The following is a 26035-nucleotide window of genomic DNA, read 5'->3' on the forward strand; positions in this document are numbered from 1 at the left end:
TAAAAACCAGACAGACACGGTCGTGCCCATGCTCAAGCGCTTCGCACCCCTCGTGCCCATTGCACTCACAGCCCTGCTGGCGGCCTGCGCCAACCAGGCGCCGCAGTCCCAGATGGATCTGGCCCAACAGGAGCCACAGCCGCCGGTCGAGTACATGACCGACGAGCAGATGGCCGACTTCACGGACGATCAGCCCTACGAACTGCCCTCGCTGGCGGACAGCATCCTCAGCCAGGGGCTGTCGCTGGTCGGCACCAAGTACCGTTTCGGTGGCACGTCGATCAAGACCGGCTTCGACTGCAGCGGCTTCATCGGCTACCTGTTCAGGGAAGAGGCCGGTCTGCAGCTGCCGCGCTCGACCCGCGAGATGATCAACCTCGACGCACCGCTGGTCTCGCGTGACGAGCTGGAACCGGGCGACCTGATCTTCTTCAACAACCGTGGTCGCGGCCGCGTCAGCCACGCCGGCATCTACCTGGGCGATGACCAGTTCATCCATTCCAGCAGCAGCCGCAGCGGCGGCGTGCGCATCGACAGCCTGGAAGACAGCTACTGGAAGCGCAGCTACATGGAAGCCAAGCGCGTGCTGGCCCTGGCTCCGGAGCAGTCGGGCGCCGCCCCCGCAGCGCTGCATCGCTGATCCGCCATGGGCGTGGGCCTTGCGCCTACGCCCATGAGCCGGCAGAGTAGGGCGCATCCCGGCCAGGACGCCCGCCCATGCATTTCACGGCTCGCCTTTCCCTGCTAGCCCTCGCCGCGCTGCTCACCGCCTGCGCCGGCAACCCTCCCGCCGAAGAACCCAGCAACCCCTTCCCGATCGTGGATGGCAGTGCCGACGACGTGCTGATCAGCGCCATCGGCCTGGTCGGCACGCCGTATCGCTACGGCGGCAATACCCCGGAGAGCGGCTTCGACTGCAGTGGCCTGATCGGCTACGTCTACCGCAACTCGGCCGGCATCGCCCTGCCGCGCTCGACCCGCGAAATGATCCATGTGCGCGCGCCCAGCGTCGGGCGTGACCAGCTGCAGAGCGGCGACCTGGTGTTCTTCGCCACCAATGGCGGTGGCCAGGTCAGCCATGCCGGCATCTACGTCGGCGAGGGGCGCTTCGTGCATGCGCCGTCCAGCGGCGGCACCGTGCGCCTGGACTACCTGAGCCAGACCTACTGGCAGAAGAGCTACCTGGGCGCCAAGCGGGTGCTGGCCGCCCGTCAGCTGGCGCGCCAGCCATGACCAATCGCACGCTGAATCTCGACGACGCCCTCTACCAGTACCTGCTGGATGTTTCCCTGCGCGAGTCGCCGCTGCTCAAGCGCCTGCGCGAGGAAACCGCGCAGCTGCCCATGGCGCGCTGGCAGATCGCCCCCGAGCAGGGCCAGTTCATGGCCCTGCTGGTGCAGCTGACCGGCGCCCGCCGGATCCTCGAGATCGGCACCTTCACCGGCTACAGCGCGCTGTGCATGGCCCAGGCCCTGCCGGCGGACGGTCGCCTGATCTGCTGCGACCTGCCCGGCGAGTACAACGCCATCGCCGAGCGCTACTGGTACGAGGCGGGTGTGGCCGAGCGCATCGAGCTGCGCTTGGCGCCGGCGCTAGAGACCCTCAATGCGCTGGAGCGCGGCGGCCAGGCCGAGAGCTTCGACCTGATCTTCATCGATGCCGACAAGGCCAACTATCCGGTGTACCTGGAGCATGCCCTGGTGCTGGTGCGCCAGGGCGGGCTGATCCTGTTCGACAACGTGCTGTGGAGCGGCCGGGTGCTGGAGCCGAACCCGGAAAGCCAGGACACCCGCGCCATCCAGGCGCTCAACCGCGGCCTGCGCCGCGACACGCGCATCGACCTCAGCCTGCTGCCGCTGGGCGATGGCCTGACCCTCTGTCGCAAGCGCTGAGGCCATGGCCGAGCCGATCCGCCTGCCGCCGCAGCCGGAGGCCTGCGAGCTGTGTGCCCGCCGGCTGCCGCTGACCCGCCATCACCTGATTCCCAAGGCCCTGCACGACAAGCCTTATGTGCAGAAGCGCTTCGCCAGGGCCGAGCGCATCACCGCCACCCTGTGGGTCTGCCGCGCCTGCCACAACCAGATCCACCGGCTGTTCGACGAGAAGGAGCTGGCGCTGACCTACAACAGCCGCGAGGCCCTGTTGGCCGACGAGCGCCTGCGCACCTTCGTCGCCTGGCTGGCGAGCAAGCCGGCCGGTTTCACCCCGCGCTTCTGAGCACGCGTTGACGCTCCCGCCCCCAGCCTCTACCCTGCGCGCCTGCAACAGGTGCCCCCGCCATGCGTGGCCGAGGGGTGAAACAGGGAAGCCGGTCCATTCAAGCCGGCGCTGCCCCCGCAACGGTAGGTGAGACAAGGGTCGCCTACGCCACTGTGCCTTGGCACGGGAAGGCGCGACCCGCAGGCCAATGGCCTGGCTCACGAGCCCGGAGACCGGCCTGTCGCGCTTCCACGGCATTGCGGCGGGCTTTGCGGGTGGGCAGGGCCTGCGGCCCTTCCTGCGTGCGTCCGTCTTCTGCCTTTCGACACCCAATGCCTGGCCCCTGGGCCGGACAGGAGAGCGGCATGGCCGAATCGGCAGAACGCGACGCCCGCCACCAGGCGCGCATGCAGCGCAAGAAAGCCCTGATCGACGCGAAGATCGCCCAGGCCCAGGACGAGTACGGCCTGCTGCTGGTGCATGCCGGCAACGGCAAGGGCAAGAGCAGCTCGGCCTTCGGCATGGTCGCCCGCGCCCTCGGCCACGGCATGAAGGTCGGCGTGGTGCAGTTCATCAAGGGCGCCGCCAGCACCGGCGAGGAGGCCTTCTTCCGCCGCTTTCCCGATGAGGTGCAGTGGTTCGTGATGGGCGAGGGCTTCACCTGGGAGACCCAGGACCGCCAGCGCGATATTGCCATGGCCGGCGAGGCCTGGCAGGTGGCGCAGCGCCTGCTGGCCGACGAAGGCATCGGCCTGGTGGTGCTGGACGAGCTGAACATCGCCCTCAAGTATGGCTACCTGCAGTTCGACCAGGTGCTCGCCGACATCGAGGCGCGGCCGCTGCTGCAGCACGTGGTGGTGACCGGGCGCGGCGCCCTGCCGGAGCTGGTCGAGGCGGCGGATACGGTGACCGAGATGGCGCTGGTCAAGCATGCCTTCAAGGCCGGAGTGAAGGCGCAGAAGGGGGTCGAGTTTTGACTCGCTACCCTCTCCCCAGCCCTCTCCCGCACGCGGGAGAGGGAGATATGAGCCTGAAGCTTTCGCGTACTACTCCCCTCTCCCATTTATGGGAGAGGGGCCGGGGGAGAGGGCAATGACCACTCGCAGTTGCTCGGCCCTGCTGATCGCCGCGCCTGCCTCCGGCCAGGGCAAGACCACCGTCACCGCCGCCCTGGCACGCCTGCACCGCCGCGCCGGGCGCCGCGTGCGGGTGTTCAAGTGCGGCCCGGACTTCCTTGATCCGATGATTCTCGCCCGTGCCAGCGGCGCGCCGGTGTACCAGCTGGACCTGTGGATGGTCGGCGAGGACGAGTGCCGGCGTCTGCTCGGGCAGGCGGCGCAGGAGGCCGACCTGATTCTTATCGAAGGGGTCATGGGTCTGTTCGACGGCCAGCCCTCGGCCGCTGCCCTGGCGCGCCGTTTCGGCATACCGGTGCTCGGGGTGATCGACGCCGGCGCCATGGCCCAGACCTTTGCCGCCCTGGCCTACGGCCTGGCGCATTTCCAGGCCGATCTGCCGTTCGCCGGGGTGCTGGCCAACCGCACCGGCAGCGAGCGCCACAACGGCATCCTGCAGGCCAGCCTGCCGCCCTCGATCCGCTGGTTCGGCGGTCTGCCGCGCTCGGCCGCACTGGAGCTGCCACGCCGCCACCTGGGGCTGATCCAGGCCGAGGAGCTGGCCGACCTCGATGCGCGCCTGGACGCCGCCGCCGATGCCCTGCTGGCCAGCGCCGGCGAGGTGCTGCCCGAGGCGGTGAACTTCGCCGCCGCGGACGACCCGTGCATCGAGCCGCTGTTGGCCGGTGTGCGCATCGGCGTGGCGCGCGACACCAGCTTCGCCTTCCTCTACCAGGCCAACCTCGACCTGTTGCGCGCGCTGGGCGCCGAGCTACGGTTCTTCTCGCCGCTTGCCGATGCGGCGCTGCCGGATGTCGATAGCCTCTACCTGCCCGGCGGCTACCCCGAGCTGCACCTGCAGGCGCTGGCCGATAACCGGCCAATGCTGCGGGCCATCCGCGCGCACCATGACGCCGGCAAGCCGATCCTCGCCGAGTGCGGCGGCATGCTCTATCTGCTCGAGGCCCTGACCGACAAACAGGGCGCCAGCGCCGAGCTGCTCGGCCTGCTGCCCGGCAGCGCGCGCCTGCAGCCGCGCCTGGCCGCGCTGGCCCTGCAGCAGGTGGAGCTGCCGGAAGGGGCCCTGCGCGGGCATACTTACCACCATTCCGTGCTGGACTGCGCCCTGGCGCCGCTGGCCCGGGGCGTTTGCCCGAATGGCAAGCCGGTGGCCGAGGCGGTGTACCGCCTGGGGCGCCTGACCGCCTCCTACATCCACTTCTACCTGCCGTCCAACCCACGGGCGGCGGCCGAGCTGTTGCTGCCATGACCGACCACGCCTTCAGCCCCGAGGAACGCGCCGCGGTGTACCGCGCCATTGCCGAGCGCCGCGACATGCGCCATTTCGCCGGCGGCGAGGTAGCCCCGGAGCTGCTGGCCCGGCTGCTGCAGGCGGCGCACCAGGCACCGAGCGTCGGCCTGATGCAGCCCTGGCGCTTTATCCGCATCACCCGGCCCGAACTTCGGGACGCCATCCATGGCCTGGTCGAGGCCGAGCGTGTGCGTACCGCCGAGGCCCTGGGCGAGCGCAGCGACGAGTTCATGCGGCTCAAGGTCGAGGGCATTCGCGACTGTGCCGAGCTGCTGGTGGCGGCCCTGATGGACGGTCGCGAGGCTCATGTGTTCGGCCGTCGCACCCTGCCGCAGATGGACCTGGCCTCGCTCGCCTGCGCCCTGCAGAACCTCTGGCTGGCGGCGCGTGCCGAGGGGCTGGGGATGGGCTGGGTGTCGCTGTTCGATCCTGTCGCCTTGGCCGAGTTGCTCGGCATGCCGGCGGGTAGCCAACCGGTGGCGGTGCTCTGTCTGGGCCCGGTGAGCGAGTTCTACGACAAGCCGATGTTGGTGCAGGAAGGCTGGGCCCGCGAGCAGGCGCTGGACGAACTGGTGTTCAGCGACCGCTGGGGGCAGCGCTCGTGAGTGTCGCACTGTCCGCCCTGGCCGGCGTCGGCCTGGACGCCTGGCTCGGCGAGCCGCGGCGCTGGCACCCGCTGGTGGGCTTCGGCCACCTGGCGCAGCGCATCGAGCAGCGCCTCAACTCGGGCGGGCGCGGCTGGCGCAGCCATGGCGTCAGCGGCTGGTGCCTGGCGGTGCTGCCGCCGGTGCTGCTGGCCTGGCTGTTGAGCCTGAGCAGCCTGGGCTGGCTGGTCGACATCCTTGTGCTGTATTTCGCCCTCGGCCTCAAGAGCCTCGCCCAGCATGCGCTGCCGGTGGCGCAGGCGCTGCGTCTGGGCAATCTCGACGAGGCGCGCCGCCGCGTCGGCTACCTAGTCAGCCGCCGCACCAGCGAGCTGGATGCCTGCGGCGTGGCCCGCGCCGGCACCGAGTCGGTACTGGAGAATGGCGCCGATGCGGTGTTCGCCTCGCTGTTCTGGTTCGCCGTGCTGGGCGCGCCGGGCGTGCTGCTGCACCGCCTGAGCAACACCCTGGACGCCATGTGGGGCTATCGCAACGAGCGTTTCGAGCGCTTCGGCTGGGCTGCGGCGAAGATCGATGATGTTCTGAACTATGTGCCGGCGCGGCTGGTGGCACTGACTTACGCGCTGCTGGGGCGCTCGCGCGAGGCCCTGCGCTGCTGGCGGCGCCAGGCGCCGCAGTGGGACAGCCCCAACGCCGGGCCGGTAATGGCCGCCGGCGCCGGCGCGCTGCAGGTGCAGCTGGGTGGTTCGGCCATCTACCACGGCGTCGAGGAGCAGCGCCCGCAGCTGGGCGAGGGGGCACCGGCGCAGGCGCGCGATATCGAGCGGGCGCTCAACCTGGTCTACCTCGGTGTGCTGCTGTGGCTGGTTGGGCTGGCCATCGGGGAGTTGTACCTTGCTTGAGCATGGCGGGCGGTTGCGCGCGGCGGCGCAGCGCTATGGCATTGCCGTGGCGGACTGGCTCGATCTGTCCACCGGCATTGCGCCCTATGGTTGGCCGCTGCCGCCGATCCCGGCCGACGCCTGGCAGCGCCTGCCGGAGCAGGACGATGGCCTGGAAGCGCTGGCCCGCGATTACTACGGCGCCGCCGCTCTGCTGCCGGTGGCCGGCTCGCAGGCGGCGATCCAGGCCTTGCCGCGCCTGCGCCACCCCGGCCTGCGGGTCGGCGTGGTGTCGCCAGCCTATGCCGAGCACGCATTGGCCTGGCGCCGCGAGGGGCATCTGGTACAGGAGCTGAGCGAGGGAGCGGTGGAGCGCTCGCTGGAGCGCTTCGACGTACTGCTGGTGATCAACCCGAACAACCCCAGCGGCCGGCTGATCGAGCGCGAGCGCCTGCTCCGCTGGCATGCGCGCCTGGCCGAGCGCGGGGGCTGGCTGGTGGTGGACGAGGCGTTCATGGACTGCACGCCGCAGCACAGCCTGGCCGCCGAGAGCCAGCGGCCGGGCCTGATCGTCTTGCGCTCGTTCGGCAAGTTCTTCGGCCTGGCCGGCATCCGCCTGGGCTTCATCCTGGCCGAACAGGCGCTGCTCGATCACCTCGGCGAGCAGCTCGGCCCCTGGACCGTCAGCGGTCCGGCTCGTGCGGTGGCCAGCACCTTGCTGGCCGACAGCCAGGGCCAGCAGCGCCAGCGTGAGCGCCTGTCTGCCGACGGTCTGCGCCTGGCCGTGCTGCTCAGTGCCCATGGTCTGGCGCCGGCCGGTGGCACGGCGCTGTTCCAGCTGGTCGGCCACCCGCACGCGGTCGGGTTGCACGGCTACTTCGCCCGGCGCGGCATCCTGTTGCGCCTGTTTGCCGAGAGCCGCTGCCTGCGTTTCGGCCTGCCGGCCGACGAGGCTGGCTGGCAGCGCCTGGAGCAGGCGCTGCAGGAGAGACCCGCATGGCCACTCTGATGATCCAGGGCACCACCTCGGATGCCGGCAAGAGCACCCTGGTGACCGCCCTGTGCCGCTGGCTCAGACGCCAGGGCGTCAGCGTGGTGCCGTTCAAGCCGCAGAACATGGCGCTGAACAGTGCGGTGACCGCCGACGGCGGCGAGATCGGCCGCGCCCAGGCGGTGCAGGCCCAGGCGGCGGGGCTGGCGCCGCACACCGACATGAACCCGGTATTGCTCAAACCCAACTCTGATACCGGCGCCCAGGTGATCATCCAGGGCCGCGCCATCGGCAACATGCATGCGGTGGCCTACCACGACTACAAGCAGGTCGCCCGCGCGGCGGTGCTCGAGTCCCACGCGCGCCTCGCCGCGCAGTACCCGGTGGTGATGGTGGAGGGCGCCGGTTCGCCGGCCGAGATCAACCTCAGGGCCGGCGACATCGCCAACATGGGCTTCGCCGAGGCGGTGGACTGCCCGGTGCTGCTGATCGCCGATATCGACAAGGGCGGGGTGTTCGCCCACCTGGTCGGCACCCTGGAGCTGCTCTCGCCGAGCGAGCAGGCGCGGGTCAAGGGCTTCGTGATCAACCGCTTCCGCGGCGACATCGCCCTGCTGCAGCCGGGGCTGGACTGGCTGGAAGCGCGTACCGGCAAGCCGGTGCTCGGCGTGCTGCCGTACCTGATGGACTTCCACCTGGAGGCCGAGGATGCGGTGCAGGTGCTGCAGCCGGACAAGGGCCGCGAAGTGCTGCGCGTGGCGGTGCCGGTGCTGCCGCGCATCAGCAACCACACCGACTTCGACCCGCTGCGCCTGCACCCGCAGGTGGATCTGCAGTTCATCGGCCCCGGCCAGGCGATACCACCGGCCGACCTGATCATCCTGCCCGGCTCGAAGAGCGTGCGCGCCGACCTGGCGCGCCTGCGCGAGCACGGCTGGGACGCCGCCATCGCCCGCCACCTGCGCTACGGCGGCAAGGTCCTCGGCATCTGCGGCGGGCTGCAGATGCTCGGCAGCCGCATCGACGATCCCCACGGTCTGGAAGGCCCGGCCGGCAGCAGTGCGGGTCTCGGCCTGCTCGACTACGCCACCGTGCTGGAGCCGGAAAAGCAGCTGCGCAACGTGCGTGGCCGTCTGGCCCTGGATGATCTGGAGGTCAGCGGCTACGAGATCCATGCCGGGGTCAGCGCCGGCCCGGCATTGGCCACGCCCGCCGTGCGCCTGGACGATGGCCGCAGCGACGGCGCCCTCAGCGCCGACGGCCAGGTCATGGCCACCTATCTGCACGGTCTGTTCGAGGCGCCGGCCGCCTGCGCCGCGCTGCTCGCCTGGGCGGGCCTGCGCGAGGCGCGGCAAGTGGATTACCATGCGCGCCGCGAACGTGACATCGAGCGCCTGGCCGACCTGGTCGAGGCGCACCTGGATACCCGCCTGCTCCGCGAGCTGTGCGGCCTGTAAGGGGCAAACCATGCTCGAACTGATCCTCGGCGGCGCCCGCTCCGGCAAGAGCCGCCTGGCCGAGCGGCTGGCCACGCAGAGCGGCCTGGCCGTGACCTACATCGCCACCAGCCAGGCGCTGGACGGCGAGATGAGTGCGCGCATCCAGCACCACCGCCAGCGCCGTCCGGCCGACTGGGGCCTGGTGGAGGAACCCCTCGAACTGGCTCGCGCCCTGCGCGACAATGCCGCCCCCGGCCGCTGCCTGCTGGTCGACTGCCTGACCCTGTGGCTGACCAACCTGCTGATGCTGGACGACGACACGCGTCTGGCCATGCAGCGCGATGCCTTTCTCGAGGCATTGGCCGAGCTGCCCGGGCGCATCATCCTGGTCAGCAACGAGACTGGCCTGGGCGTGGTGCCGCTGGGCGAACTGACCCGGCGCTATGTCGACGAGGCCGGCTGGCTGCACCAGGCCGTGGCCGAACGCGCCGAGCGGGTGCTGTTCACCGTCGCCGGCCTGCCCATGCTGCTCAAAGGAGAGCCGCTATGACCGCTTCACCCTGGTGGCAGCAGACCTGTCGCCAGCCCGATGCCGCCGCCGAGGCCGCTGCTCTGGCGCGCCAGGCGCAGCTGACCAAGCCGCGCGGCGCCCTCGGCGCGCTGGAGGCGCTGGCTGTGCGCCTGGCCGCCCTGCAGGGGCGCGAGAAGCCCGCCATCGACCAGCCGCACCTGACGCTGTTCGCCGGCGACCACGGCGTGGTCGCCGAAGGCGTGTCGGCCTACCCGCAGGCGGTGACCGCGCAGATGCTCGGCAACTTCGTCGCCGGCGGCGCGGCGATCAGCGTGTTGGCCCGCGAGCAGGGCGTGCCGCTGCGCCTGGTCGACCTCGGCACCATCGATACCGCGCTCGAATTGCCCGGCGTGCGCCACCTGCGCCTGGGCGCCGGCACCGCCAACTTCGCGCTGCAGCCGGCAATGACAGTGGCGCAGTGTGCGGCCGCCCTGCAGGCCGGTCGCGACACCCTGCAGCAGATACTGGCCGAGGGCTGCGACCTGTTCCTGGCCGGCGAGATGGGTATCGGCAACACCAGCGCCGCCACGGCCCTGGCCTGTGCCCTGAGCGATCTACAGCCGGCGCAGCTGACCGGCCCCGGTACCGGCCTGGACGGCGCCGGCGTGGGGCGCAAGCTGGCCGTGATCGAACGTGCCCTGGCCCTGCACCGCGAACACCTTGCGGACCCCGCCGAGGCTCTGCGCCGGGTCGGCGGCTTCGAGCTGGCGGCGCTGGCCGGTGCCTACCTGGCCTGCGCCCAGGCCGGTGTGCCGGCGCTGGTCGACGGCTTTATCTGCACGGCCGCCGCGCTGTGCGCCGTGCGCCTGAACCCCGGTGTGCAGCCCTGGCTGCTGTTCGCCCATGCCGGCGCCGAGCCGGGCCACGCCGCGCTGCTGGCCGAACTGGATGCCGTCCCGCTGCTCGACCTCGGCCTGCGCCTGGGCGAGGGCAGCGGCGCGGCGCTGGCGCTACCCCTGATCAAACTTGCCTGCGCGCTGCATGGCGGCATGGCTACCTTTTCTGAAGCCCTGGTTGAGGACAAACAATGACGCTTTCCCTGGACATGTTGCGCCACGGCGTAACCGATGGCGGCCCCGGTTTCCGTGGCAGCAGTGACGACGCCCTGACCGAGCAGGGCCGCCAGCAGATGCAGCTGGCCCTGGCCGGCAAAGGCGGCTGGGACCTGGTGATCAGCTCGCCACTGCAGCGCTGCGAGAGCTTCGCCCGCGAGTTTGCCGAGGCCAATGGCCTGCCGCTGCGCATCGAGGCCGACCTGCGCGAGCTGCACTTCGGCGCCTGGGAAGGGCGCAACTCGGCGCAGGTGCTGCTCGAGGACCCGGAGGCGCTCGGCCAGTTCTGGAACGATCCCTATCACTTCACCCCGCCCGAAGCCGAGCCGGTACGTGACTTCGCCGCACGCGTGCTCGGCGCCGTCGAGCGCCTGCAGGCCGAGCTGGACGGCCAGCGCGTGCTGCTGGTGACCCACGGCGGGGTGATGCGCCTGCTGCTGGCGCGCGCGCGCAACCTGCCGGAAAACCAGCTGCTGCAGGTGGAGGTGGGCTACGGCGCACTGCACGGCCTGCAGGTCGAGCCCGGTCTGCAACTGACCGAAGCCTGATGCTGCCGACGCCCGCGCTGATCGCCCTGCAGTTCCTGACCCGCCTGCCGGTGCGCCTGCCCGGCATGCCGGAGCCCGAGCAGATCGGCCGCTCGCTGCTCTGGTATCCGCTGGTCGGGGTGCTGCTCGGCGGCCTGCTGCTGGCGCTGCACGGGTTGCTGGGTGATACGCCGGCGTTGCTCCAGGCGGCCATCCTGCTGGCCGTCTGGGTTGGCTTGTCCGGTGGCCTGCACCTGGACGGCCTGGCCGATACGGCCGATGCCTGGATCGGCGGGCATGGTGATCGCCAGCGCACGCTGGACATCATGAAGGACCCGCGCAGCGGGCCGATCGCCGTGGTCGTGCTGTTGCTGGTGCTGCTGCTCAAGTTCGCCGCGTTGGTGGTGTTGCTGGGGCAGGGCGCCTGGGCCGGTCTGTTGCTGGCGCCCTGGCTGGGCCGGGCGCTGCTGCCGCTGCTGCTGCTGACTACCCCTTACGTGCGTGCCGGTGGCCTGGGCGCCGCGCTGGCCGAGCATCTGCCGCGCCAGCCACTGCCGTGGGTTTTGGCCGTACATGCTCTGGCCATGCTGCTGCTCGGCTGGAGCGGCCTGCTGGCCCTGGGCGCCGCCGCGCTGGCGTTCTGGCTGCTGCGCCGCGCCTTCGTCGCGCGCCTGGGCGGCACCACCGGCGACACGGCCGGGGCCCTGGTCGAGCTGGGCGAGTGCGCGGTGCTGCTGGGCCTGGCGCTGCTCGGCTAGGCGGTCGCCGCCGGCCGGGGTGTATACTGCGCGGCGCCCGCCGCACGGTGGGCGGCAGTTTCCGCGGGATCACGAGTCCGGCGGCTCTTTCGACAGACAGGTGACCCCATGCCTTGCACTTGCCTTGCCCTCCGCCAGCCCCGGAGCCTTCGCTGATGTCCGAGCATCTGCACACCGGCCCGCTCAAGCGCGGCCTGAAGAATCGCCATATCCAGCTGATCGCCCTCGGCGGCGCCATCGGCACCGGCCTGTTCCTCGGCTCGGCCGGGGTGCTGCAGAGCGCCGGGCCGTCGATGATCCTCGGCTACGCCATCGGCGGCTTCATCGCCTTCCTGATCATGCGCCAGCTCGGCGAGATGATCGTCGAGGAGCCGGTGGCCGGCTCCTTCAGTCACTTCGCCCATAGTTACTGGGGGCCGTTCGCCGGCTTCCTCTCCGGCTGGAACTACTGGGTGCTCTACGTGCTGGTGGGCATGGCCGAACTCACGGCGGTGGGCAAGTACGTGCAGTACTGGTACCCGGAGATTCCCACCTGGGCCACGGCGGCGGCCTTCTTCGTGCTGATCAACCTGGTCAACCTGGTCAACGTCAAGGCCTTCGGCGAGACCGAGTTCTGGTTCGCCATCATCAAGGTGGTGGCCATCGTCGGCATGATCCTGCTCGGCGGCTACCTGCTGCTCAGCGGCGCCGGCGGCGAGCAGGCCAGCGTCAGCAACCTGTGGAGCCATGGCGGCTTCTTCCCCAACGGGGTGTCCGGGCTGGTGATGATGATGGCCATCATCATGTTCAGCTTCGGCGGCCTGGAACTGGTCGGCATCACCGCCGCCGAGGCCGACCAGCCGAAGACGGTGATCCCCAAGGCGATCAACCAGGTGGTCTACCGCATCCTGATCTTCTATATCGGCGCGCTGACCATCCTGCTGTCCCTGTACCCCTGGGACGACCTGGTCAAGACCCTGACCAGCGGCGGCGATGCCTACGGCAGCAGCCCCTTCGTGCAGATCTTCTCGCTGATCGGCGAGGACACCGCCGCCCACGTGCTCAACTTCGTGGTGCTGACCGCCGCGCTGTCGGTCTACAACAGCGGCGTGTACTGCAACAGCCGCATGCTCTACGGCCTGGCCGAGCAGGGCGATGCGCCCAGGGCGCTGATGAAGGTCAACGCGCGGGGCGTGCCGGTGCTGGCCATCGGCCTGTCGGCGGCGGTGACCCTGCTCTGCGTGCTGGTCAACTACCTGGCGCCGCAGAGCGCGCTGGAGCTGCTGATGTCGCTGGTGGTGGCCTCGCTGGTGATCAACTGGGCGATGATCAGCTACTCGCACCTGAAATTCCGTAAGGCCATGCGTGCCAAGGGCGTGGAACCGAGCTTCAAGGCCTTCTGGTTCCCCTTCGCCAACTACCTGTGCCTGGCCTTCGTGCTGTTCATCCTCGGCGTGATGCTGATGATCCCGGGCATCCAGGTGTCGGTGTACGCCATCCCGTTCTGGATCCTGTTCATCTGGGTCTGCTACCGCATCAAGCTGGCGGCGGCCAGGAGCTGAGCGGATCACCTGGAAAAAAGCCCGGCATTGCCGGGCTTTTTGCATTCAGGGCTGCTGGCTCAGGGTGTTGGCCCAGCTCAGCAGCTGGATCGGCTCGCCCTCGTCCCAGATGCGTTGCCAGAGGGTCAGCAGGTGCTGGGGTTCGCCACGGCTGAAAGGCAGGCGCTCGACCTGCGGCAGCGGTTGCCAGCGGCCGTCGCGGCGCTCGGCAAAGACGAAGCGGAAGGGGTGGAAGCCGGTCATGCCCAGGCGCAGGTCGGTCACGATCAGCCGGTCGCCGATCTGGTCGTAGCGCAGCACGCCGTGGGTGAACCACTGCAGGCGCTGGTGCTGCGGCGAGTGGCGCAGCACCCTGGCCAGCTCGGCGCCGCGGGGAATGCGCTCCAGGCGCGGCGGCGCGTCGTCCAGCCAGCCGACTAGGGCCTCGTGGTAGTCGTTGCCCTCTATGACGATGACCCGCCACAGCAGGCTGTTGAACGGCGTCGGCGTGCTGAACAGGGCCTCGGCCTGGATACCGCGCTGGGCCAGCACCTGCTCCACACGCTGCTCGGCCATCCACTTGCCGGCGACGCTGAAGCCCAGGTACAGGCTGGACAGGCACAGTGCCGAGATCGCCAGCCACTGCGGCCGATCGCGCAGGCCGCGCCACAGGCCGACGCCTACCGCCACCAGCAGCGGCAGGGTGTACAGCGGATCGATGATGAACACCGAGGACCAGGCCACCGGCGGCGGGGTGAAGGGCCACAGCAGCTGGGTACCGTAGCTGGTGAATGAGTCCAGCAAGGGGTGGGTGATCAACACCAGCCACAGGGTCAGGAACAGTCGTCGCGCCGAATAGCCGGGGTTGGGACGCAGCTTGCGGATCAGCAGGGTCAGGACCAGGGCCAGGGCGCTGAGCACCAGCAGCGAGTGGCTGAAGCCGCGGTGGTAGGTCATGTCGGCCACGGCGTCGCCGTAGTCGATGACCACATCGAGGTCCGGCAGGGTGCCGAGCATGGCGCCGTAGAGCAGGGCGCGGCGGCCCTGCCAACGGCCGAGCAGGGCGCCCTGGAGGCTGGCGCCGAGTACCGCCTGGGTGATCGAGTCCATGTCGTCGCTCGCGGGGGGAAGTCCAGGCGGCTAACTTAGCGCCGCCTGCGGCGGGCGGCAGCCGGGAAATTCCGACGAAAGATTTCAGCCGCCTGCGGGGGTAAAGTGTGCGTATGCAACAGAGGAGCCTTGCGATGCATCCCCGCGTACTGGAAGTCACCGAGCGCCTGATCGAGCGCAGCCGCGCCACCCGCCAGCACTACCTGGCGCTGATCGCCGCGGCCGCCGCCCAGGGGCCGCAGCGCGGCAAGCTGCAATGCGCCAACTTCGCCCACGGCGTGGCCGGTTGCAGCAGCCACGACAAGCAGACCCTGCGCCTGCCGGATGCGGCCAACGTGGCCATCGTGACCGCCTACAACGACATTTTGTCGGCGCACCAGCCCTACGAGCGCTTTCCCGCGCTGATCAAGCAGGCACTGCACGAGGTCGGCTCGGTCGGCCAGGTGGCGGGCGGGGTGCCGGCCATGTGCGACGGTGTGACCCAGGGCGAGGCGGGCATGGAGCTGAGCCTGGCCAGCCGCGAGGTGATCGCCATGAGCACCGCCGTGGCGCTGTCGCACAACATGTTCGATGCCGCGCTGTGCCTGGGCGTGTGCGACAAGATCGTTCCCGGCCTGCTGATCGGCGCGCTGCGCTTCGGCCACCTGCCGACCCTGTTCGTGCCGGCCGGGCCGATGCCTTCGGGTCTGTCGAACAAGGACAAGGCCGCCGTGCGCGAGCGCTTCGCCGAGGGCAAGGCCAGTCGCGACGAACTGCTCGAGTCGGAGATGAAGGCCTACCACGGCCCCGGCACCTGCACCTTCTATGGCACCGCCAACACCAACCAGATGCTGATGGAAGTGATGGGCCTGCACCTGCCCGGCGCCTCCTTCGTCAACCCCGGCACGCCGCTGCGCGACGCCCTGACCCGCGCGGCGGCGCAGCAGGCGGCGCGCCTGACGCGCCAGGGTGGGCACTACCTGCCGCTGGGGCAGCTGGTCGACGAACGCTGCCTGGTCAACGCGGTGGTGGCGCTGCACGCCACCGGTGGCTCGACCAACCACAGCCTGCACCTGCCGGCCATCGCCCAGGCCGCCGGCATCCAGCTGACCTGGCAGGACATGGCCGAGCTGTCCGAGGTGGTGCCGACCCTGGCCCACGTCTATCCCAACGGCAAGGCCGACATCAATCACTTCCATGCCGCCGGCGGCACCGCGCTGCTGATCCGCGAGCTGCTCGACGCCGGCCTGCTGCACGAGGATGTCGCCACCGTGGCCGGCTCTGGCTTGCGCCGTTATACCGAGGAACCCTTCCTCGACGGCGAGCGCCTGGTCTGGCGCGCGGGCGCCACGGCCAGCCTGGACGAGAGCATCCTGCGCCCGGCGGCGCGGCCGTTCTCCGCCGAGGGCGGCCTGCGTCTGCTCCAGGGCAACCTGGGGCGCGCAGTGATGAAGGTCTCCGCCGTGGCTGCGGAGCATCAGGTGGTGGAGGCACCGGCGCGGGTGTTCCATGACCAGGCCGAACTGGCCGCCGCCTTCCAGGCCGGCGAGCTGGACCGCGACCTTGTCGCCGTGGTGCGCTTCCAGGGCCCGCGCTGCAACGGCATGCCCGAGCTGCACAAGCTCACGCCGTTCCTCGGCGTGCTGCAGGAGCGTGGCTATAAGGTCGCGCTGGTCACCGACGGGCGCATGTCCGGCGCCTCGGGCAAGGTCCCTGCGGCCATCCACGTCTGCCCCGAGGCTTGCGATGGTGGCCCGCTGGCGCGCGTGCGCGACGGTGACCCGATTCGCGTCGACGGGCGCACGGGCGAGCTGCGTGTGCTGGTGGCGGCCGCCGAGTTCGCCGCCCGCGAACCGGTAGCGCCGCCGCCGCCGGCCATCGGTAGCGGTCGCGAGCTGTTCGCCTTCATGCGCGCCGGGTTCAGCAGCGCGGAGCAGGGCGCCAGCGTGTTCTCCGCCAGCCTGTCGACGCTGCAATGAGCCTGGCATCGCTGCAGATGCCGCTCGGCGTGCCGGGCTACCAGTACGACAGCGCCGCGCAGATGGCCGAGGCCCTGGCGCAGCGCATCGCCGAGGCCCTGCGCCAGGCGCTGGGCGAGTGGGGGCGGGCGCTGTTGCTGGTCTCGGGCGGGCGCAGCCCCGTGGCCCTGTTCGAGCGCCTGGCGCGCGAGCCGCTGCCCTGGAAGCAGGTGTTGGTGAGCTTGGTCGATGAACGCTGGGTGGCACCCTCACATCCCGACAGCAACGAGGCGCTGGTGCGCCGTCACCTGCTGCAGGGGCCGGCGGCCGAGGCCTGTTTCGTCAGTCTGTACCAGCCTGCGGCGAGCCATGCGCAGGCCGCGGAGCGGGCCGAGGCTCGTCTGGCCGGGCTGCCACCGGCCGACGTGCTGCTGCTGGGCATGGGCGACGACGGCCATAGCGCCTCGCTGTTTCCCGGCAGCCCCAACCTTGCCGAGGCCCTGCGCGAGGACTGCCCGCACCGGCTGCTGCCGATGCTGGCGCCGAGCGCGCCGGTCGAGCGCCTGAGCCTGACCCTGCCCCCCTGCGCGCCGCGCGCCTGGCGCTGCTGGCCATTCAGGGCCAGCCCAAGCTGGCGACGTTGATCCGTGCCTTGCAACCGGGGCTGGCCGAGGCGCTGCCGATTCGCGCACTGCTGCGTCCGCCGTTGCAGATCCACTGGTGCCCGTAGCCCGAATGCAATCCGGGTAAGCAGGCGACTCCGCCCCCGGATTTCATCCGGGCTACAGGGTTCGCCGGTTATCCCCTCTCCCGTTTACGGGAGAGGGGCAGGGAGAGGGGCTCTGTGTCAGCGATCACCCTCTCCCCCGGCCCCTCTCCCATTGCTGGGAGAGGGGAGCCAGTGGCCCGGATGCAATCTGCGATGGGTTGACCCCTCGGTTAAAAATTTTTTCGTCCCCCTGTCGATCTGCTTGACTGTCGTTCGACCAATGGACAGACCCGCCGTGGTGGCGGGCGCCAATCAGGGAGAAAGACGATGCGATTCATGGTGATAGTCAAGGCCACCGAGGACTCCGAAAACGGCGTGATGCCCAGCGAGGAGCTGCTGGCGGCCATGGGCAGGTACAACGAGGAGCTGGTCGCGGCCGGCATCATGAAGGCCGGCGAGGGCCTGCACCCGAGCAGCCGCGGCGTGCGCGTGCGCTTCTCCGGCGCCAACCGCAGCGTGATCGACGGTCCCTTCGCCGAGACCAAGGAGCTGATCGCCGGTTTCTGGCTGTGGGAAGTGGCTTCCCTGGCCGAGTGCATCGAGTGGGTCAAGCGTTGCCCCAATCCCATGCCGGGCGACTCGGAGATCGAGATTCGCCAGATCTTCGAGGCCGAGGACTTCGGCGCCGAGTTCACTCCTGAGCTGCGCGAGCAGGAAGAACGCCTGCGTGCCCGCATCGCCGCGGAATAGGAGAGCGCGATGAACATCCATGCCTACCTGATCTTCGACGGCCGCTGCGCCGAGGCCTTCCACTTCTACGCCGAGGCCATCGGCGGCGAGCTGCAGCTGATGTCCTTCGCCGACAGCCCTGTCTGCGCTGACGTGCCGCCCGAGCACCGCGAGCGCACCATGCACGCCTGCCTGAGCCGCGACGGCCAGCTACTGATGGGCTCCGACACCATGCCGGGCCAGCCCTACGAGGGCATCAAGGGCTGCCACATCTCGCTGCAGGCCGAGGACATGGCGCAGGCCGAGCGCCTGTTCCAGGCCCTGGCGGCCGGTGGCCAGGTGCAGATGCCGCTGCAGCGCACCTTCTGGGCCGAGGGCTTTGCCATGCTCAGCGACCGCTTCGGCGTGCCCTGGATGATCAACTGCAGCGGCGACTGCCAGGTCTGAGCAAAGGCGGGGCGGCTTGCCGTCCCGCCGCGTCTGCACCGCTTTTTTGCGCCGCATCTGCTGCTTTCGCCAGGGGAGCGCGGCGCCTAGGCTTGTTCCAGCCACCACGAGGAGCCGCGCCATGACCCGCTTCGATTTCCAGGTGACCTGGGCCGACCTGGACTCCAATGCCCACCTGAAGAACTCGCGCTACCAGGACTACGCCGCCCAGGCCCGCTTCCTGTTCCTGGCCGGCGCCGGCTTCACCCCGCAGGCCTTCGCCGAGGCGAGGATCGGCCCGGTGGTGTTCGAGGACCGCATCGAGTACTGCAAGGAGTTGCGCCTGCTGCAGCCCTTCAGCGTGTCGGTACAGGTCGGTGCGCTGTCCGCGGACGGCAGCAAGTTCACCATGCTCAGCGAGGTGAACAACGCCAAGGGCGAGCTGTGTGCCCGCCTGACCACCAGCGGCGCCTGGTTCAGCCTGGAGACGCGCCGTGTCAGCGTGCCGCCGCCGGCGCTCAAGGCGGCCATGGAGGCAGCCGAGCGCAGCGAGGATTTCCGCTGGCTTTGACGCTATGCTGGGCGTCCATCCCTCGCGGCGCCCGCTGTCATGCTGGTGATTTCCAACTCCGTCCACCTGCCCGATGACGAGATCGAACTGAGCTTTATCCGCGCCCAGGGTGCCGGCGGGCAGAACGTGAATAAAGTCTCCAGCGCCGTGCACCTGCGTTTCGACAGCCAGGCCTCCTCCTTGCCGCCGTTCTACAAGGAGCGCCTGCTGCAGCTGCGCGACAGCCGCATCACCGCCGAGGGCGTGGTGATCATCAAGGCCCAGCAGTACCGCACCCAGGAGCAGAACCGGCTTGACGCCCTGGAGCGCCTGGCCGAGCTGATCCGCAGCGCCGGCAAGAGCGAGAAGGCGCGCCGCCCAACCAAGCCGACCCTGGGCTCGAAGAAGCGCCGCCTGGAGGGCAAGGCCAAGCGCGGGGCGATCAAGGCCGGGCGCGGCAAGGTGGACTTCTAGGGCCGCTCCGGCATAGCCTCGCAGCTAACTCCATCTCGCGAGCGAAAGGCCGGTCATGAGCGATCCCCTTCAGGCGGCGCAAGCCGACAGTGCCGTATACAAGACCCTGCTGGAGTCGACCCGGGCCATTCCCTGGAAGATCGACTGGCAGACCATGACCTTCGCCTATATCGGCCCGCAGATCGAGCAGCTGCTCGGCTGGCCGCAGCACAGCTGGATCAGCGCCAACGACTGGGCCGAGCGCATCCACGAGGAAGATCGCGACAAGGTGGTCAACTTCTGCATCGCCCAGTCGCAGTCGGGCATCGACCACGAGGCCGACTACCGCGCGCTGACCCGCGACGGCGACTACGTGTGGATCCGCGACGTGGTGCATGTGGTGCGCAACGCCGCCGGCGAGCCCGAGGCGCTGATCGGCTTCATGTTCGACATCAGCGAGCGCAAGCGCACCGAGGAGCAGCTGCTGGCGCTGCAGAAGCAGCTGGAGGAGTTCTCCTACAAGGACGGCCTGACCGGCATCAACAACCGACGCATGTTCGACTCGATCATGGAGATCGAGTGGAGCAACGCCCAACGCACCCGCCGGCCGCTGTCGCTGATCCTGCTGGATATCGACTTCTTCAAGCAGTTCAACGACCACTACGGGCATATCCAGGGCGACGACTGCCTGCGCCGCGTGGCCCTGACCCTCGGCCAGGCGGCGACCCGCCCGCGCGACTGCGTGGCGCGCTACGGCGGCGAGGAGTTCGTCCTGGTGCTGCCGGAAACCGATGCCCACTCGGCACAGAAGGTGGCCGAGCGTTGCCGTCGGCTGATCGGCCAGCTGCAGATTCCCCACGAGCAGTCCAACGTCGCCCCCCTGCTGACCATCAGCCTGGGGGTCGGCACCATAGTGCCGGAGGCGCAGGACTCGCCGCTGGCCTTCATCGAGGCGGTGGACCGCCTGCTCTACCAGGCCAAGCAGCAAGGCCGCAACCGCCTGCTGCATGGCCACTGTGGCAGCGGCGAGGCGGGGGCCTGCCAGGTGTAGGTGGTTAGTCGCCTGGCGGTGCGGCGGGTTGTGGCGGTGGAGGCCGGCCTGCAGGCTCAGAGTAGCCCGGATGCAATCCGGGGTCTTAGCGGCCTGTTTCCCGGATTGCATCCGGGCTACGGCCATGTGCCTGCGTAGGGCTTTTGCTCCCTCTCCCGTTTACGGGAGAGGGTTGGGGAGAGGGGCGTTCAGGCGCGCACCCAGCGTTGCCGCGTCCAGCCGCTCAGGGCGTCGACCGCGAACACCAGCACCAGCATGGCCAGGATCACCGTGCTGGCCTGCGCCTCCTGGAACAGGCTGAGGCTGACGTAGAGCATCTGCCCCAGGCCGCCGGCGCCGACGAAGCCGAGCACGCTGGCCATACGGATGTTGTTCTCCCAGCGGTACAGCGAGTAGGCCAGCAGCTGCGGGAACAGGTTGGGCAGGGTGCCGTAGCAGAAGGCCGCGAGCTGGCTGCCCCCCTGCAGGCGGATCGCTTCGGCCGGTGCCTTCGGGGTGTTTTCCAGCGCCTCGGCGAACAGCCGCCCGAGTACCCCCGCCGTATGCAGGGCCAGGGCCAGGGTGCCGGCATTCGGGCCGAGGCCGGCGGCCAGCACCATCAGCGCCGCCCACACCAGTTCCGGAATCGCCCGCAGGCCGTTGAGCAGCAAGCGCGTGACGCTCTGCGCCAGCAGGCCGAAACGCCCGGCCGCCGGCAGCGCCAGCAGCAGGCCGAGGGCGGCGGCGAGCAGGGTGCCGAGGGCCGACATGGCCAGGGTCTCCAGGGCGCCGCGGCCGATGGCGGCCAGGTGCCCGGCGCTCAGGTCCGGCTGCAGGAAGCGCACCACGTACTCGCCCATGTGCGCCAGGCTGCCGGCGCCGAACAGGGCGCCGAGGTCGAGCCCCAGGTAGGCGAAGGAGGCGATCACCGCCAGCACGATGGTGGCGACCAGCGCCAGGTTGACCAGCCGGCTCATGCCAGCCTCCCGCGCAGCAGGCGGCTGAGGCCATCGGCCAGCAGCACCAGCAAGAGGAAGGTCAGCAGCATGCTGGCCACCTCGCCGCCGGCGAACATGCGCAGCGACAGGTCGATCTGCTGGCCCAGGCCACCGGCGCCGACGAAGCCCATCACCACCGAGGCGCGGATCGCGCATTCCCAGCGGTACACGGTGTAGGACACCAGCTCCGAGGCGGCATTGGGCAGGATACCGTAGACGAAGGCGGCCAGCCGGCCGCTGCCGCCCTGCAACAGGGCGTGCATGGGGCGCTGGTCGACCGACTCGAAGATTTCCGCATAGACCTTGCCGAGCATGCCGGCGTAGGTGATGGCGATGGCCAGCACCCCGGCGGTGGGGCCGAGGCCGACGGCGCGCACGAACAGCAGGGCCCAGACGATTTCCGGGACGCTGCGCAGGAAGATCAGCAGGCCACGCACCGGCCAGCGCAGGGTTTGCCCCAGCGCACTCGGGCGACCACCGCGGGAAGCCGCCGACAGCGACAGCGCGCGGCTGGCGAGCAGGGCCGCCGGCACCGCCACCAGCAGCGCCAGGGCCATGCCGGCGGTGGCGATGGCCAGGGTCTGCAGGGTGGCTGCAAGCAGCAGGTCGAGGAACTCGCGGTTGTGCTGCGGCGGCCAGAAAGCGGCGACGAAACGGCCCATCTCGCTCTGGCTGTCGGCGGCCAGCAGCACGCCCAGGTCCAGTTCGGCGAGCTGGATGCCCGGCCACAGCAGGGCCACGGCCAGCAGTGTCAGCAACAGCCGGGGCAGGGCGGCCGGGTCGCGCGGGTGCGGTTTCAGCATCGCGGGATCTGCAGGTTCAGGGTCACCGTCGGCAGCGGTGGCGAGACCAGCTGCTCGTTGGCGTAGAGCGCATCGAGCAGCGCCTGGGTGACCTCGCTGGCCGGGCGGTCGAAGGCGATCTGCCCGTCGCGCACGCCGACGATGCGCGGGAAGTGCGCCAGGGCCAGCTCCACCGCATGCAGGCTGGCGACCAGGGTGGCGCCGTGCGTCTCGGCATGCCGACACAGCACGGCGAGGGTGTGGTCGGCCAGCACCGGGTCCATGGCCGACACCGGTTCGTCGGCCAGCAGCAGCTCGGGCGCCTGGTACAGCACGCGGGCGATGCCGACCCGCTGCAGCTGGCCGCCGGAAAGCTGCTGGCACTGGGCGAACAGCTTGTCGGCCAGGTCCAGGCGTGCCAGCACCTCGCGGGCACCGGCGATATCGCTGGGGTAGAGCAGGTTGAGCAGGCTGCGGCCCAGGCTCCACTGGCCGAGCTTGCCGGCCAGCACGGCGGTGACCACCCGTTGCCGCGGCGGCAGCGGCGGCGCCTGGTGGATCAGGCCGATGCGCGTACGCAGGCGCTGGCGGGCGCGGGCGTTCAGGCGCCAGGGATCGGCGCCCAGCAGCTCGACGGCGCCGCTGCTGGGTTGCAGCGCGCTGGCCAGCAGGCCCAGGAGGCTGGACTTGCCGGCGCCGGACGGGCCGATGATGGCGACCCGCTCGCCGGCGGCGATGGCCAGGTCCACGCCACGCAGGGCGTGGACCCCGTTGCCGTGCTGCAGGTGCGCGCCGGTCAGGCGCAGGCTCATTTCAGCAGGTCGGCGGCGCGGGCGGCGTCTTCGATGCCCTTGTAGTTCTCGGGCTTGGTCTCGATGAAGCGCGAGGCGGCCTGCAGGTCGAGGATCGCCTTGTGCTCAGGGTTGGCCGGGTCGAGGGCGAGGAAGGCGGCCTTGATCTTGGCGGTCAGGTCCGCATCGAGGGTGCCGCGCACGGTCCAGTTGTAGTCGTAGTAGGCCGGGGTGGTGGCGAACACCTTGACCTTGGTGGTGTCGACCTTGCCGGCGGCGACCAGCTTGTCCCACACGCTGGCGTTGAGCACGCCGCCGTCGACCTTGCCGGCCTGCACCCAGGCGGCGGTGGCGTCATGCGCGCCGGAGTAGCCGACGCGGCTGAAGAAGGCTTCCGGCTTGATCCCGTCCTGCAGCATGAAGTAGCGCGGCATCAGGCTGCCGGAGGTGGAGGACACCGAGCCGAAGGCGAAGCTCTTGCCCTTGAGGTCGGCCAGCGACTTCACGCTGGCGTCCGAGGTGATGAACTTGCTGGTGAACTGGGCGTCCTGCTCGCGCTGCACCAGGGGGATGGCATTGCCGGTCTTCAGGCGCACCTGAACGAAGGTGAAACCGCCCAGCCAGGCCAGGTCGATGCGGTCGGTGGCCAGCGCCTCGACCACCGCCGGGTAGTCGGCCACCGGGACGAACTCGACCTTCATGCCCAGTTCCTGCTCCAGGTAGGCGCCCAGCGGCTTGAACTTGCGCAGCAGTTCGGTGGGGGCTTCGTCGGGGATGGCGCTGACCTTCAGCACGTCAGCGGCCTGGGTCAGGGTGGCGGACAGGGACAGGGCAAAGCCGGCGGCGAGCGCCAGAGTACGCTTGAGCATGAAGATTCTCCGGTTCAATAGCGGAAAAGGTTCAGGCACCGGCCCGCGTGATGGCCAGCGCCCAGATGTTTAGGAGCGCGGCGATTATACGGGGGGCGAGCGCAAAGAGCAGCTTTGCTAGAATCCGCCGCCTGATTTCCCCGATGGCCGAGAGCGTGCGATGAGCGAACCCATCCGTCTGACCCAGTACAGCCATGGCGCCGGCTGCGGCTGCAAGATTTCCCCCAAGGTGCTGGAGGTGATCCTCGCCGGCAGCGGCGCACAGAACCTCGACCCGAAACTCTGGGTCGGCAACGCCTCGCGCGACGACGCGGCGGTCTATGCCCTGGACGAGGAGCGTGGGGTGGTGTCGACCACCGACTTCTTCATGCCGATCGTCGACGATCCCTATGACTTCGGCCGCATCGCCGCCACCAACGCCATCAGCGACATCTACGCCATGGGCGGCGACCCGTTGATGGCCATCGCCATCCTCGGCTGGCCGGTCAATGTGCTGCCGGCGGAAGTGGCCCGCGAGGTGATCCGCGGCGGCCGCGCGGTGTGCGACGCGGCCGGCATCCCGCTGGCCGGCGGCCACTCGATCGACGCGCCGGAGCCGATCTTCGGCCTGGCCGTGACCGGTGTGGTCGACAAGAAACACATGAAACGCAACGACACCGCCAGCGCTGGCTGCAAGCTGTATCTCTCCAAACCGCTGGGTATCGGCATCCTCACCACCGCCGAGAAGAAGGCCAAACTGCGCGCCGAGGATGTCGGCCTGGCGCGCGACTGGATGTGCACCCTGAACAAGCCTGGCGCGCGTTTCGGCAAGCTGGCGGGCGTGCAGGCGATGACCGACGTCACCGGCTTCGGCCTGCTCGGTCATCTGGTGGAGATGGCCGATGGCGCGGGCCTCACCGCTCAGCTCGATTACGCCGCCGTGCCGCGCCTGCCGGGCGTCGACTACTACCTGGCCGAGGGCTGCGTGCCGGGCGGCACCCTGCGCAACTTCGACAGCTACGGCGAGAAGATCGCGCCGATCTCCGAGGAACAACGCAACCTGCTGTGCGACCCGCAGACCAGTGGCGGCCTGCTGATTGCCGTCAGCCCTGAGGGCGAGGCCGAGTTCCTCGCCGTGGCCGCCGAGCTGGGCCTGAGCCTGGCGCCCATCGGCCAGCTGACCGCGCGACAGCGTTACGCGGTAGAGGTGCTGTGATGCGCGACAACACGGCCGACTACCGCGACATCTTCCTCAACGACTTGCCGATGATGGATATGCGCGCCCCGGTGGAATTCACCAAGGGCGCCTTCCCCAATGCCATCAGCCTGCCGCTGATGACCGACATCGAACGGCAGAAGGTCGGCACCTGCTACAAGCAGAAGGGCCAGCAGGCGGCCATCGAGCTCGGCCACCAGCTGGTGTCGGGCAAGGTCAAGGCCGAGCGCGTCGAGGCCTGGGCGGCCTTCGCCAGGGCCAACCCGAATGGCTACCTGTACTGCTTCCGTGGCGGCCTGCGCTCGCAGATCGTCCAGCAGTGGCTTGCCGACGCCGGCATCGACTACCCGCGGGTGATCGGTGGCTACAAGGCCATGCGTACTTTCCTGATCGAGACGCTCGACAGCGCGGTGGCCGAGTGCGACTTCGTCATCGTCGGCGGCATGACCGGCACTGGCAAGACCGAGGTGATCGCCGAACTCGACAACAGCATCGACCTGGAAGGCCACGCCAACCACCGTGGCTCCAGCTTCGGCAAGCGTGCCACCGGCCAGCCGGCGCAGATCGACTTCGAGAACCGTCTGGCCATCGACCTGCTCAAGCGCCGCGCGCGCGGCCAGCAGCAGTTCGTGCTGGAGGACGAGAGCCGCCTGATCGGCACCTGCTCGCTGCCGCTGTCGCTGCACCAGGGCATGCAGGAGTACCCGCTGGTATGGCTGGAGGACAGCGTCGAGGATCGCGTCGAGCGCATCCTGCGCGACTACGTGATCGACCTGGCCGCCGAGTTCCTCGCCGTGCATGGCGAGGAGCAGGGCTTCGCCCTGTTCGCCGCGCGCCTGCTGCAGAGCATGGACAACATCCAGAAGCGCCTGGGCGGCGAGCGCCATGCGCGTCTACGGGCCATCCTGGCGCAGGCACTGGACGAGCAGGCGCGCAGCGGCGCGGTGGACCTGCACCGGGCCTGGATCGAGGCGCTGCTGAACGAGTACTACGACCCGATGTACGTCTACCAGCGCGAGAGCAAGGCCGCGCGCATCGAATTCGCCGGCGAGCACGCTGCCGTGCTGGCCTATCTGCGCGACCGCGCATCACGGAGCAAGGCATGAAACTCAAAGACCACCCGGACGCCCTGGACTGCACCCTGTACCGCCCGGACGAGAACGACCCGGACGCCGAGGAACTGGAGCTGGGCGACGGCCACGTACTGTTCGAGGGGCCTTTCGCGGCGCCGGCCGAGTGGGATGCCGCCGAGCGCGAGGACTACTTCGACGGCAGTGACCCTGCGCTGTTCTTCACCGCCCGCATCGAGAGTCCGGCCAAGGCCGACAGCAACGACTTCTTCGTCGCCGAGCCCGGTGACTATGTGGCGGTGATGCGCGGTTTGCAGGTGGAGATGTACTACGTCTACGACCGCGCCGATGCCAGCTATGTGCTGATCCGCGACGATCAGCTGGACTGAGTGCCGCCCGTGATGAAAAACGCCGCC

Annotated in this window: 29 protein-coding genes, 1 pseudogene and 1 riboswitch; of the genes and pseudogenes, 25 read left to right on the forward strand and 5 right to left on the reverse strand. The window is 69.7% G+C overall.

Translation table 11 applies throughout. The features are described from left to right. The first annotated feature begins 28 nt into the window (after nt 1–28). The 15 genes from AAG092_RS18610 (at nt 29) to AAG092_RS18680 (ending at nt 12991) form a co-directional block, all read left to right on the forward strand. On the forward strand, nt 29–640 hold the full coding sequence (locus tag AAG092_RS18610) for a C40 family peptidase (protein ID WP_110682183.1): 612 nt from the start codon (nt 29–31) through the stop codon (nt 638–640). A 77-nt stretch (nt 641–717) separates the two neighbouring features. After that, the gene (locus AAG092_RS18615) at nt 718–1233 is read left to right on the forward strand and encodes a C40 family peptidase (protein WP_373387858.1); all 516 of its coding nucleotides are present in this window, start codon (nt 718–720) and stop codon (nt 1231–1233) included. Continuing rightward, nucleotides 1230–1892: a class I SAM-dependent methyltransferase gene (locus AAG092_RS18620; protein WP_373387859.1), complete on the forward strand. Its 663-nt coding sequence runs from the start codon at nt 1230–1232 to the stop codon at nt 1890–1892. The genes AAG092_RS18615 and AAG092_RS18620 overlap by 4 nt, the downstream gene beginning before the upstream one ends. Nucleotides 1893–1896: 4 nt before the next feature. Next, nucleotides 1897–2217 (forward strand): hypothetical protein, encoded by a 321-nt coding sequence (locus tag AAG092_RS18625; protein WP_278956646.1) that lies wholly within the window; start codon nt 1897–1899, stop codon nt 2215–2217. A gap of 32 nt (nt 2218–2249) precedes the next feature. Then, nucleotides 2250–2456: riboswitch (cobalamin riboswitch) on the forward strand. A gap of 108 nt (nt 2457–2564) precedes the next feature. Next, nucleotides 2565–3176, forward strand: a complete 612-nt coding sequence (cobO, locus tag AAG092_RS18630; RefSeq protein ID WP_373387860.1) for a cob(I)yrinic acid a,c-diamide adenosyltransferase — start codon at nt 2565–2567, stop codon at nt 3174–3176. Between the two features lie 115 nt (nt 3177–3291). Further along, on the forward strand, nt 3292–4584 hold the full coding sequence (locus AAG092_RS18635) for a cobyrinate a,c-diamide synthase (RefSeq protein WP_373387861.1): 1293 nt from the start codon (nt 3292–3294) through the stop codon (nt 4582–4584). Next, on the forward strand, nt 4581–5231 hold the full coding sequence (bluB, locus tag AAG092_RS18640) for a 5,6-dimethylbenzimidazole synthase (RefSeq protein ID WP_373387862.1): 651 nt from the start codon (nt 4581–4583) through the stop codon (nt 5229–5231). The genes AAG092_RS18635 and bluB overlap by 4 nt, the downstream gene beginning before the upstream one ends. Then, nucleotides 5228–6133, forward strand: coding sequence for an adenosylcobinamide-phosphate synthase CbiB (gene cbiB / locus AAG092_RS18645; RefSeq protein ID WP_373387863.1), 906 nt, complete (start codon nt 5228–5230; stop codon nt 6131–6133). The genes bluB and cbiB overlap by 4 nt, the downstream gene beginning before the upstream one ends. Continuing rightward, on the forward strand, nt 6126–7121 hold the full coding sequence (gene cobD, locus AAG092_RS18650; RefSeq protein ID WP_373387864.1) for a threonine-phosphate decarboxylase CobD: 996 nt from the start codon (nt 6126–6128) through the stop codon (nt 7119–7121). The genes cbiB and cobD overlap by 8 nt, the downstream gene beginning before the upstream one ends. Beyond that, entirely contained in the window at nt 7109–8560 is a 1452-nt protein-coding gene (locus AAG092_RS18655) for a cobyric acid synthase (protein ID WP_373387865.1), read from the forward strand. Before cobD ends, AAG092_RS18655 begins: the two co-directional genes overlap by 13 nt. Nucleotides 8561–8570: 10 nt before the next feature. After that, complete coding sequence (gene cobU / locus AAG092_RS18660) at nt 8571–9092, forward strand: bifunctional adenosylcobinamide kinase/adenosylcobinamide-phosphate guanylyltransferase (protein WP_021701662.1); 522 nt, start codon at nt 8571–8573, stop codon at nt 9090–9092. Beyond that, complete coding sequence (cobT, locus tag AAG092_RS18665; protein ID WP_373387866.1) at nt 9089–10144, forward strand: nicotinate-nucleotide--dimethylbenzimidazole phosphoribosyltransferase; 1056 nt, start codon at nt 9089–9091, stop codon at nt 10142–10144. The genes cobU and cobT overlap by 4 nt, the downstream gene beginning before the upstream one ends. Then, the gene (gene cobC / locus AAG092_RS18670) at nt 10141–10713 is read left to right on the forward strand and encodes an alpha-ribazole phosphatase family protein (protein WP_076579136.1); all 573 of its coding nucleotides are present in this window, start codon (nt 10141–10143) and stop codon (nt 10711–10713) included. The genes cobT and cobC overlap by 4 nt, the downstream gene beginning before the upstream one ends. Continuing rightward, nucleotides 10713–11450, forward strand: coding sequence for an adenosylcobinamide-GDP ribazoletransferase (locus tag AAG092_RS18675; RefSeq protein ID WP_373387867.1), 738 nt, complete (start codon nt 10713–10715; stop codon nt 11448–11450). The genes cobC and AAG092_RS18675 overlap by 1 nt, the downstream gene beginning before the upstream one ends. Before the next feature lie 152 nt (nt 11451–11602). Continuing rightward, nucleotides 11603–12991: an amino acid permease gene (locus AAG092_RS18680; RefSeq protein ID WP_373389620.1), complete on the forward strand. Its 1389-nt coding sequence runs from the start codon at nt 11603–11605 to the stop codon at nt 12989–12991. A gap of 45 nt (nt 12992–13036) precedes the next feature. Here the strand turns inward: AAG092_RS18680 and AAG092_RS18685 are convergent, their stop codons facing one another. Continuing rightward, complete coding sequence (locus AAG092_RS18685) at nt 13037–14080, reverse strand: metal-dependent hydrolase (protein ID WP_373387868.1); 1044 nt, start codon at nt 14078–14080, stop codon at nt 13037–13039. Nucleotides 14081–14214: 134 nt separating this feature from the next. Between AAG092_RS18685 and edd the strand changes: the two genes are divergently transcribed. The 7 genes and pseudogenes from edd to AAG092_RS18720 all read left to right on the forward strand — a co-directional run bounded on the left by edd (nt 14215) and on the right by AAG092_RS18720 (nt 19935). Beyond that, nucleotides 14215–16038 (forward strand): phosphogluconate dehydratase, encoded by a 1824-nt coding sequence (gene edd / locus AAG092_RS18690; protein ID WP_373387869.1) that lies wholly within the window; start codon nt 14215–14217, stop codon nt 16036–16038. Then, nucleotides 16035–16747: pseudogene (gene pgl, locus AAG092_RS18695) on the forward strand (6-phosphogluconolactonase). The gene edd and the pseudogene pgl overlap by 4 nt, the downstream one beginning before the upstream one ends. Nucleotides 16748–17053: 306 nt before the next feature. Further along, nucleotides 17054–17476: a YciI family protein gene (locus AAG092_RS18700; protein WP_110682166.1), complete on the forward strand. Its 423-nt coding sequence runs from the start codon at nt 17054–17056 to the stop codon at nt 17474–17476. Between the two features lie 9 nt (nt 17477–17485). Continuing rightward, nucleotides 17486–17902, forward strand: coding sequence for a VOC family protein (locus AAG092_RS18705; protein WP_373387870.1), 417 nt, complete (start codon nt 17486–17488; stop codon nt 17900–17902). 121 nt (nt 17903–18023) lie between these two features. Further along, nucleotides 18024–18452, forward strand: a complete 429-nt coding sequence (locus AAG092_RS18710) for an acyl-CoA thioesterase (RefSeq protein WP_373387871.1) — start codon at nt 18024–18026, stop codon at nt 18450–18452. A 39-nt stretch (nt 18453–18491) separates the two neighbouring features. Next, nucleotides 18492–18905 carry an alternative ribosome rescue aminoacyl-tRNA hydrolase ArfB gene (gene arfB / locus AAG092_RS18715; RefSeq protein ID WP_373387872.1) on the forward strand — a complete coding sequence of 138 codons (414 nt, stop codon included), beginning with the start codon at nt 18492–18494 and terminating at the stop codon, nt 18903–18905. A 55-nt stretch (nt 18906–18960) separates the two neighbouring features. Further along, a complete protein-coding gene (locus AAG092_RS18720; protein ID WP_373387873.1) occupies nt 18961–19935 on the forward strand; it encodes a sensor domain-containing diguanylate cyclase in 975 nt (324 codons plus the stop codon). 188 nt (nt 19936–20123) lie between these two features. Here the strand turns inward: AAG092_RS18720 and phnE are convergent, their stop codons facing one another. From phnE to AAG092_RS18740, 4 genes are read right to left on the reverse strand one after another with little or no spacing between them, the layout of a single operon-like run. Next, nucleotides 20124–20891 (reverse strand): phosphonate ABC transporter, permease protein PhnE, encoded by a 768-nt coding sequence (phnE, locus tag AAG092_RS18725; RefSeq protein ID WP_110682161.1) that lies wholly within the window; start codon nt 20889–20891, stop codon nt 20124–20126. After that, the gene (locus AAG092_RS18730; protein WP_373387874.1) at nt 20888–21715 is read right to left on the reverse strand and encodes a PhnE/PtxC family ABC transporter permease; all 828 of its coding nucleotides are present in this window, start codon (nt 21713–21715) and stop codon (nt 20888–20890) included. Before AAG092_RS18730 ends, phnE begins: the two co-directional genes overlap by 4 nt. Continuing rightward, nucleotides 21709–22506, reverse strand: a complete 798-nt coding sequence (locus AAG092_RS18735) for a phosphonate ABC transporter ATP-binding protein (RefSeq protein ID WP_373387875.1) — start codon at nt 22504–22506, stop codon at nt 21709–21711. The genes AAG092_RS18730 and AAG092_RS18735 overlap by 7 nt, the downstream gene beginning before the upstream one ends. Beyond that, nucleotides 22503–23354 (reverse strand): putative selenate ABC transporter substrate-binding protein, encoded by an 852-nt coding sequence (locus AAG092_RS18740; protein WP_373387876.1) that lies wholly within the window; start codon nt 23352–23354, stop codon nt 22503–22505. Before AAG092_RS18740 ends, AAG092_RS18735 begins: the two co-directional genes overlap by 4 nt. 160 nt (nt 23355–23514) lie before the next feature. Here AAG092_RS18740 and selD point away from each other — a divergent pair, with 160 nt between their 5' ends. From selD to AAG092_RS18755, 3 genes are read left to right on the forward strand one after another with little or no spacing between them, the layout of a single operon-like run. Further along, nucleotides 23515–24549 carry a selenide, water dikinase SelD gene (gene selD, locus AAG092_RS18745; RefSeq protein WP_373387877.1) on the forward strand — a complete coding sequence of 345 codons (1035 nt, stop codon included), beginning with the start codon at nt 23515–23517 and terminating at the stop codon, nt 24547–24549. After that, complete coding sequence (mnmH, locus tag AAG092_RS18750; RefSeq protein WP_373387878.1) at nt 24549–25655, forward strand: tRNA 2-selenouridine(34) synthase MnmH; 1107 nt, start codon at nt 24549–24551, stop codon at nt 25653–25655. The genes selD and mnmH overlap by 1 nt, the downstream gene beginning before the upstream one ends. Then, complete coding sequence (locus tag AAG092_RS18755) at nt 25652–26008, forward strand: hypothetical protein (protein ID WP_110682155.1); 357 nt, start codon at nt 25652–25654, stop codon at nt 26006–26008. The genes mnmH and AAG092_RS18755 overlap by 4 nt, the downstream gene beginning before the upstream one ends. Nucleotides 26009–26035: the final 27 nt, after the last annotated feature.

The sequence above is a fragment of the Pseudomonas alcaligenes genome, assembly GCF_041729615.1.
Lineage (GTDB): Bacteria > Pseudomonadota > Gammaproteobacteria > Pseudomonadales > Pseudomonadaceae > Aquipseudomonas > Aquipseudomonas alcaligenes_B.